The organism is Dietzia sp. SLG310A2-38A2 (genome assembly GCF_014145095.1).
Classification (GTDB): Bacteria; Actinomycetota; Actinomycetes; order Mycobacteriales; family Mycobacteriaceae; genus Dietzia.
Genome location: NZ_JAALDX010000520.1, coordinates 1 through 6,826 on the forward strand (window position 1 = coordinate 1; position 6,826 = coordinate 6,826).

General features: G+C 69.8%; 6 protein-coding genes. 1 reads left to right on the plus strand and 5 read right to left on the minus strand.

Annotation, left to right across the window (positions count from 1 at the left end):
• Positions 1-880 (plus strand): oxidoreductase (locus G6027_RS16470; RefSeq protein WP_241727210.1); only part of this gene is annotated, 880 nt, incomplete at its 5' end.
• A 21-nt stretch (positions 881-901) separates the two neighbouring features.
• Here G6027_RS16470 and G6027_RS16475 read toward each other — a convergent pair.
• The 5 genes from G6027_RS16475 to G6027_RS19110 all read right to left on the minus strand — a co-directional run.
• On the minus strand, positions 902-1,723 hold the full coding sequence (locus tag G6027_RS16475) for an NAD-dependent epimerase/dehydratase family protein (RefSeq protein WP_182638092.1): 822 nt from the start codon (positions 1,721-1,723) through the stop codon (positions 902-904).
• 215 nt (positions 1,724-1,938) lie between these two features.
• Complete coding sequence (gatB, locus tag G6027_RS16480) at positions 1,939-3,420, minus strand: Asp-tRNA(Asn)/Glu-tRNA(Gln) amidotransferase subunit GatB (RefSeq protein WP_182638093.1); 1,482 nt, start codon at positions 3,418-3,420, stop codon at positions 1,939-1,941.
• Positions 3,421-3,430: 10 nt separating this feature from the next.
• The gene (locus G6027_RS16485; protein WP_182638094.1) at positions 3,431-4,465 is read right to left on the minus strand and encodes an ATP-dependent 6-phosphofructokinase; all 1,035 of its coding nucleotides are present in this window, start codon (positions 4,463-4,465) and stop codon (positions 3,431-3,433) included.
• 28 nt (positions 4,466-4,493) lie between these two features.
• Positions 4,494-5,897: a DHA2 family efflux MFS transporter permease subunit gene (locus tag G6027_RS16490; protein WP_182638095.1), complete on the minus strand. Its 1,404-nt coding sequence runs from the start codon at positions 5,895-5,897 to the stop codon at positions 4,494-4,496.
• The coding region (locus G6027_RS19110; RefSeq protein WP_241727211.1) for an amidase family protein at positions 5,894-6,826 on the minus strand (933 nt) is incomplete at its 5' end. The genes G6027_RS16490 and G6027_RS19110, both read right to left, overlap by 4 nt.

A 6,826-nucleotide genomic window follows, 5' to 3' on the forward strand; every position in this document is an offset into this window, starting at 1 on the left:
CACCTCGCCTCCGCGGTCGGGTGAGCAGGACGCACCCCCGGAGACCGGGCCGTGCGTGGACCCTGACCCCGCCGTGATCGCGACGTGCCTCGAGCCGGCGGTTGCTGTCGCCGGCCTCGGAGAGAGGGCGCTGGTCGCCGAGGCGACGGGTGGCGTCAAGATCGTCTCGGTGGACGGACCCCCCGAGGACTTCGGCCGGGTCGAACCGCGGGGAGGGCGGGTGGCGGCTGTGGCGCCCTCCCCCGACTTCGCCCAGGACCGGCTGGTGTATCTCCTCGTCGTCGGCGACGGCCCCTCCAGGGTCGAACGACTCGCGCGCGGCGACGCACCCAGGACGGTCGCCGAGCTCGCCCCCGCGGAGTCCGGGGGGCTCGCGTTCGTCGACGACGTCCTGACGGTGGGCGTGGGGTCGGAGCTCCTGCGGTTCCCCGGGTTCAGGGGGATCGGCACAGCGGACGATCCGGAGGTCGTCGCCCGCGACCTGGGCCGGGTCAGCGGGCTGTGCACCCACGGGTCCGACCTCTATCTCTCTGCCGTCACCGACCGCGGCGCGGTCATCCGGAGCGCCGATCGCATCATCTGGACCTGGCCCGATCAGCGTTCGGCGGGAGGGTGCGCCGCGGCCGAGGACTCACTGGCACTCGCATTGCCGGACGGCGAACGCGCCGACACGCTCCCCCTCGCGGGTGGGGCGGCACGTGGCCAGCCAGAGGCGTTGGCCGAGGGGCGCTACGGACGGATCACCGGTCTGGCGGCGGTCGGTGACGGTGTGTTGCTCGGCGGGACCACGAACAAGCGAGGCGGCTCCCCGGTTCCCACCGACGACCGCGCTGTCATCCTGCCCCAGACCGGTGGTGGCGGCGGGGACGCCCGGACCTGACTCGCAGTCGAGCGGGGCGCTTCATCCGGCGGGCCACACCTCGTCGACGCGATGGAGGGTGACGCCGAACCGTGCCGCGGTCTCGCCGGCGTCGGGAGACGACAGGCAGTCACGGAGCATCACGTCGACCAGGGGGCTCGGGAGCGTCGGGAGGACATGTCCGAGGAGACGTGCGAGGGCGGCCGGAAGATGTCGGATCCGCACGTCCGCGCCGTTCACACGAGTGACGAACTCGTCCACGGAGAGGGACTGCGGTCCGGCGAGCTCGTGGGTCCCGGTCGGGGTGGTGTGGTCCAGAGCCGCGTGAAGCAGGGACTCGGCAACATCATCGCGTGCGATCCAGTCATAGCGTTGGGTTCCCGGCCCGAGCACGGTGACGGGTCCTGCCCCCGAGGAGAGCATCTCCGTGACGGTGGGTCCGGGTGCGTCGGGTGTGCCGAAGATGTGCGCGGCGCGGAAGACGACGGCGGGGATCCCACTGGCGCGAATGAGTCCTTCGGCTTGGGCCTTGTACCGCAGATACGGGTTGGTCGAGGTCTCATCCGCCCCCAGATAGGACAGAAAGACGACGCGGCGCACCCCTGAGTCCTTCAGCGCGGCCACCGTGGTGCGCACTGTGTCGAGATTCGCGGCCTCGTAGGTGTTGGGCCGTCTCGGGAACAGGGTCCCCGCCAGATGCACCACCGCAGACGCTCCGGCCGACGCCGTAGCGACGTCGTCGCCACGGGTCAGCGCGCGGACCTCGTTCGGCAGCCCGGCCATCCGGGCCCGAAGCGCGGTGCCGACCTGGCCGGAGGCGCCGGTGATGACCACCGGTCCCGTGCTCCACTCTCGCTCGGCCACCACGTCACCCGCTCCCGTCCGAACCGTGCTTCTCGGGCACCTGGGCACCTGGGCACCTGGGCACCAGAAGAACACACCCCGTCTCGACCACGCAAGGCCCCCGGCGCTGTCACAGATGCGTGCGCGTGCCGGGTGTGCGGTGAACACACCGGACCCTGCCGACGGTCAGTGGCCGGCACCGGCGACGGACCGCGCCGGCACGAACCACCCGGAGCTCACCCGCAGGCGGCGATCACGAGCTCCTTGACCCTCGCCGGGTCCGCCTGACCGCGCGTGGCCTTCATGACAGCTCCCACGATCGCCCCGGCGGCCTGGACCTTTCCGGAGCGGATCTTCTCGGCGATGTCCGGCTGGGCCGCGAGAGCGTCGTCGACCGCCTTCTGCAGGGCCGAGTCGTCACGGACCACCTCGAGTCCCTTGTCGGCCACGATCCGGTCCGGCTCACCCTCGCCGTCGAGGACCGCGTCCACGACCTGGCGGGCGAGCTTGTTGGTGAGCGTGCCCTCCGCCACGAGTTCGACGACCCTCGCCACCTGGGCGGGGGTGATCTCCAGCTCCTTCAGGCCCACGCCGCGCTTGTTGGCCTGCTGCGAGAGGTAGGACACCCACCACGACCGTGCCTCGGTGGGGGGCGCGCCGGCGTCGACGGTCGCGAGGATCAAATCCAGGGCTCCGGCGTTGACCAGGTCGCGCATCTCCTCGTCCGAGACGCCCCAGTCGGCCTGCACCCGAGCGCGGCGCAACCACGGCAGCTCGGGCAACTCGGCGCGGATCTTCTCGATGAGCTCGTCCAGCGGCTCGACCGGCGCGAGGTCGGGCTCGGGGAAGTACCGGTAGTCCTCGGCGGATTCCTTGGGCCTTCCCGCCGTGGTGGTCCCGTCGGACTCGTGGAAGTGACGGGTCTCCAACACCACCTCGCCACCGGAGGTCAGGACGTCGGCCTGTCGGCACATCTCGGAACGGACGGCGATCTCGACGCTGCGCAGCGAGTTGACGTTCTTCGTCTCGGTGCGGGTACCGAACTCGGCGGCACCCTTCGGCATGAGCGAGACGTTGGCGTCGCACCGCATCGACCCCTGGTCCATGCGCACGTCCGAGACGTCGAGACTCCTGAGCAGGTCCCGCAGCGCCGACACGTACGCTTTTGCGATCTCCGGCGCACGCTCCCCCGCCCCGACGATCGGCTTGGAGACGATCTCGATCAGCGGGACGCCAGCGCGGTTGAAGTCGAGCAGCGAATGCGTGGCCCCGTGGATCCGGCCGGTGGCCGAGCCGACGTGGGTGGATTTTCCGGTGTCCTCCTCCATGTGCGCCCGCTCGACCTCCACGCGCCAGGTGGTCCCGTCCTCGAGCTGGACGTCCAGGAAACCGTCGTGGGCGATCGGCTCGTCGTACTGCGAGATCTGATAGTTCTTCGGCTGGTCCGGGTAGAAGTAGTTCTTCCTCGCGAATCGGCTGTACGGCGCGATCGAACACCCCAGGGCCAGCCCGATCTTGATCGCCCATTCGACGGCCTGCCCGTTGACCACCGGCAACGCCCCCGGTAGACCGATGCAGACCGGACACACCTGCGTGTTGGGGTCCGCCCCGAACGCGGTCGGGCACCCGCAGAACATCTTGGTGGCGGTGTGCAGCTCGACGTGCACCTCCATGCCCATGACGGGATCGAAACGTGACACGACCTCGGTGAACTCCATGCGGAACAATCTAGCCGAAGAGGCAGGCGGCCTCGCGGTAGCGGTCCTCCGGAACGGTCTTGAGCACGGCGACGGCGTCGGCGACCGGCACCATCTCGATGGACTCCCCGCGCAGGGCCACCACTTGACCGAAATCCCCGCGGTGCACCGCATGCGCGGCGTGGACGCCGAAGCGGGTGGCCAATACGCGGTCGTAGGCGGTGGGCGTGCCCCCTCGCTGAATGTGGCCCAGCACGGTGGTGCGCACGTCACGGTTCATGCGCTCGGCGATGGCGACGGCCATCTGGTCGGCGACGCCGGTGAACACCTCGTGGCCGAACTGGTCGTTCCCGCCCGCTCGCAACGACATCCCGGAGCCCTCGGCCGGCCTCGCGCCCTCCGCCACCACGCAGATGCCGTACGCCTCACCCATCTGGAAGCGGCGCTTCATCACCTTGCACACGTAATCGATGTCGAACGGCACCTCCGGGATGACGATCATGTGCGCCCCGGACGCGAGCCCGGCGTGGAGCGCGATCCACCCGGCGTGCCTCCCCATCACCTCCACGAGCATGACCCGTTCGTGGGACTCCGCCGTCGTGTGTAGGCGGTCGATCGCGTCGGAGGCGATCGAGACCGCGGTGTCGAACCCGAAGGTGTAGTCGGTTCCCGCCACGTCGTTGTCGATGGTCTTGGGGACGCCCACCACCGGGACGCCGTTCTCCGTGAGCCACCGCGCCGCCTTCAGCGTCCCGTCGCCACCGATCGCCACCAGCGCGTCGAGGGAGTGACGCTGCAGGGTCTGCCGGATCTCCGGCAGGCTCCCGGTGAGGATGTCCGGGTTGAGCCGGCCCGTTCCGAGGATCGTGCCCCCGCGAAGCAGGATCCGGTCGATCCCCTCGTCGTCGAACAGTGGGACCGCACGGTCGTGGACCAATCCCGACCACCCGTCCTGGAAGCCCAGGACCGGCGAGTCGTACTCGGAATGGGCGGTCCGCACCAACGCGCGGATGACCGCGTTGAGTCCGGGACAGTCTCCGCCAGCGGTCAGCACGCCAATTCGCACGTCGGACTCCTCTCGGTTCTCCAGCAGTCTAGGGCCGGGGTCTGTTCACCGCGCTTGGCTCCGGTGACTGTTCACCGGTACGAAACGCCATCGTCGCCACTCCTCCGAGCAGGACCACGACGGCGGGGAGGTACATGGCGTCCGCCACCGCCTGCCCGACGTCGCCGTGCACGACCAGCCGTGCTTGCATCAACGCACCGATCGCCGCGGAACCCAGGACGGCGCCCACCTGGCGGGTGGTGTTGTAGACCCCCGAGCCCGCTCCGGCGGACGCGAGCTCGAGGCGACGCATCGCGGTCGACGATGTGGGCGCCCAGACACACCCGTTGGCCACCCCCATCAGCGCGATGGGTCCGAGCAGCACGGGGATCGAGGACTGCGAGTCCATGACCAGCGCCAGCCAGAACAGGGAGATGGCGTAGGAGAAGTACCCGATCCCCGTGAACAGCCGCGGGTCGATCCTGTCGGCCCACCGGCCGACGACCGGTGCGAGGACGCCCGCGATCAGCGCCATCGGCAACAGCATCAGACCCGCGCGCGTGGGGCTGAGGTCCTTGACCCCCTGGAGGTAGAACATCAGCGGCACCATGGTGCCGGCGGTGACGAAGCCGATCGTGGAGACGCCGAAGGTGCCGATCGAGAAGTTGCGGTCCCGGAACAGGCGTAGAGGCACCAGCGGCTCCGTGCGCACGCGTGACTGCCACCAGACGAACGCCGCCAGGCCCGCCGTTCCCGAGAGGATGAGCGCGAGGGTTGTCCCTCCCCAGCCGTGGGACTCACCCTGCTGGATGCCGAACACCAGGAGGAACATGCCCAGGGCCGACAGTACGATGCCCGGGCCGTCATAGGAATGCGAGCGGGTCTCGAGCCTGGGGACCCACCGCCAGACCAGGACCACGGCCAAGACGCCGAAGGGGATGTTGACGAAGAAGATCGCGCGCCAGTCGAACGCGTCGATGAGCACACCACCCAACACGGGCCCGACGACAGAGGCGATGCCCGCGACCGCGCCCCAGGTGCCCATGGCCGCCCCGCGGCGCTCAGGCGCGAAGACCCGGGTGATCACGCTGAGCGACTGAGGGGTGAGCAGCGCGGCGCCGAGTCCCTGGAAGACCCTCGCGACGATGAGTGTCTCGATACTGCCCGCGAGCCCGCACCACAGCGAGGCACCCGTGAACAGGATCAGTCCGGCGATCGAGACGGCGCGGGGGCCGATCTGGTCGCCCAGACGACCGGTGAACAACAGCGGTACGACGTAGGCCAGCAGGTAGGCACTGGTCACCCAGATCACCTGGTTGGTCGACGCACCGAGTTGCGTGACGAAGGCGTCGGTGGCGACCGCGACGATCGTCTGGTCCACCAGGATCATGAAGAACCCGATGACCAGCGCCGTCAGTGCCTTCCATGCGTCCCTCTCGGGGACCTTGGTCACGCGATCGGGCCTCTCGCCGCCTCGAAGGCGGCACCCACCCGGTACAGGCGGTCGTCGGCCAGCGCCGGAGCCATGATCTGCAGGCCCGCCGGGAGTCCGTCGACGAGACCGGACGGAACGGACATTCCGCAGTGCCCGGCGAGGTTCAGCGGGAGGGTGCAGAGGTCGAACTGGTACATGGCCACCGGGTCCTCGACCTTGGCGCCCAGCGGGAACGCGGTCGTGGGGGTGGTGGGCGACACCAGGACGTCCACCTTCTCGTACGCGGCATCGAAGTCGCGCGCGATGAGAGTGCGCACCTTCTGAGCCTGGCCGTAGAAGGCGTCGTAGTAGCCGGCCGAGAGGGCGTAGGTGCCGAGCATGATGCGGCGCTTGACCTCGGGACCGAACCCGGCTTCGCGGCTCGCCGCCATGACCTGGTCCGCGGAACCGTCGCCGACCCGCAGGCCGTACCGCATGGCGTCGAACCGGGCCAGGTTGCTGGAGACCTCGGACGGGAGGATCAGGTAGTAGGCGGGCAGTGCATAACGGAAGTTCGGGCACGAGACCTCGACCACCTCCGCACCCAGTTCCCGCAGGGTGTCCACCGAGTCGCGGAACGACGCCTCGACCCCCGCCTGGTACCCCTCCCCGGCGAACTCGGAGACGACGCCCACGCGCACACCGGACAGATCTCCCCTCGCGCCCTCGCGCGCCGCCCGGACCATGTCCGGGATCGCCACGTCGAGGCTGGTGGAATCGCGCGGGTCGTGCCCGGCGATCACCTGGTGCAGGAGCGCGGTGTCCTCGACCGTGCGACCACACGGTCCGCCCTGGTCGAGCGATGACGCACAGGCCACGAGGCCGTACCGGGACACGGTGCCGTAGGTGGGCTTGACGCCCACCGTGGCGGTGAGGGCGGCCGGCTGGCGGATGGACCCGCCGGTGTC